Annotated in this window: 1 protein-coding gene and 1 pseudogene; both read left to right on the top strand. The window is 68.1% G+C overall.

The window, feature by feature from the left end:
• A pseudogene (locus tag N878_RS19490) lies at positions 1–226 on the top strand (enoyl-CoA hydratase/isomerase family protein); the annotation flags it as partial.
• 137 nt (positions 227–363) lie between these two features.
• On the top strand, positions 364–1,780 hold a 1,417-nt coding region (locus N878_RS19495), incomplete at its 3' end, for an acetyl/propionyl/methylcrotonyl-CoA carboxylase subunit alpha (RefSeq protein WP_021445237.1).

The following is a 1,780-nucleotide window of genomic DNA, read 5'->3' on the forward strand; positions in this document are numbered from 1 at the left end:
CGCCGCCCTGCAGCAGCGCCTGGACGAGACCCTGGCGCAGATCCGCCAGTGCGCGCCCCAGGCCAACGCCCAGACCAAGGCTCTGCTGCTGGCCAGCGAGCGCGAGGCCCTCGGCCCGCTGCTCGACCGCGCCGCCGAACAGTTCGCCGCGGCCGTCACCGGCGCCGAGGGCGTCGAAGGCACCCTGGCCTTCGTGCAGAAACGCAAGCCCAGGTGGGCAGAGTGAAACCCTAGGGTGGATGTCGCTTTTCACATCCACCAATTCAGACCCGCCAAACGGTGGATCGATAAAGCGCGATCCACCCTACGCAAGAACAGCGCAGCCCGGCAGCAATCCGGGGATCGCCCCACAGGAGCACAAAGATGCCCGCCTTCAACAAGATACTGATCGCCAACCGCGGCGAGATCGCCTGCCGGGTGATGCGCACCGCCATGGAGCTCGGCTACCGCACCGTGGCGGTCTACTCCGAGGCCGATGCCGACGCCCGCCATGTGCAGGTCGCCGACGAAGCCCTGTGCATCGGCCCGGCTCAGGTCAGCCAGTCCTACCTGCGCATCGACGCCATCATCGAGGCCGCGCGCAAGACTGGCGCCGACGCCATCCACCCCGGCTACGGTTTCCTCTCCGAGAACGCCGACTTCGCCCGCGCTTGTGAAGAAGCTGGAATCGTCTTTATCGGCCCGACCGTGGAAGCCATCCACCTGATGGGCAGCAAGCGCCTGTCCAAGATCGCCATGCTGGAGGCCGGCGTACCCTGCATTCCCGGCTACGAAGGCGCCGCCCAGGACGACAAAACCCTGGCCCGCGAGGCCGAGCGCATCGGCTACCCGCTGATGATCAAGGCCAGCGCCGGCGGCGGCGGCCGTGGCATGCGCCTGGTGCAGGAATCCGCCGAGCTGCTGGGGCAGATCCGTACCGCCCGCTCGGAGGCACAGAACGCCTTCGGCTCCGGCGAACTGATCCTCGAGCGCGCGGTGATCCGCCCGCGCCATGTGGAGATCCAGGTCTTCGGCGACCAGCATGGCAATATCCTCTACCTCGGCGAGCGCGACTGCTCGGTGCAGCGTCGCCACCAGAAGGTGGTCGAGGAAGCGCCCTGCCCGGTGATGACGCCCGAGCTGCGCCGCGCCATGGGCGAGGCGGCGGTGAAGGCGGCGGCCTCGGTCAACTACGTCGGCGCCGGCACCGTGGAGTTCCTCCTCGACGCCAGCGGCGAATTCTTCTTCCTGGAGATGAACACCCGCCTGCAGGTGGAACACCCGGTCACCGAGCTGATCACCGGCCAGGACCTGGTGGCCTGGCAGATTCGCGTGGCCGAGGGTCAGCCCCTGTCGCTGCAGCAGGATGACATTCGCCTCACCGGCCACGCCATGGAGGTGCGTCTGTACGCCGAGGATTCGGCCGCCGGCTTCCTGCCGCAAACCGGCCAGGTGCTGCGTTGGGAGCCCGAGCTGCTGGCCGGCGTACGCATCGATCACGGCCTGGTCGAAGGCCAGGCCGTAACGCCCTTCTACGACCCGATGCTGGCCAAGGTCATCGCCTACGGCGAAACCCGCGACGAAGCCCGGCGCAAGCTGCTGCGCGCCGTGGAAAACTGCGTGCTGCTGGGGGTGAACGGCAACCAGCGCTTTCTCGCCAACCTGCTCAAGCACCCGGAGTTCGCCGCCGGCAACGCCACCACCGCCTTTATCGCCGAACACTTCGCAGGCGATCCCAGCCTGCAGCCGCACACCGCCAGCCTGGCCGAGCTGGCCATGGCCGCCGCCCTGCTCTATCAGG

The sequence above is a fragment of the Pseudomonas sp. EGD-AK9 genome, from assembly GCF_000465935.2.
In the GTDB taxonomy this organism is placed as follows: Bacteria; Pseudomonadota; Gammaproteobacteria; order Pseudomonadales; family Pseudomonadaceae; genus Aquipseudomonas.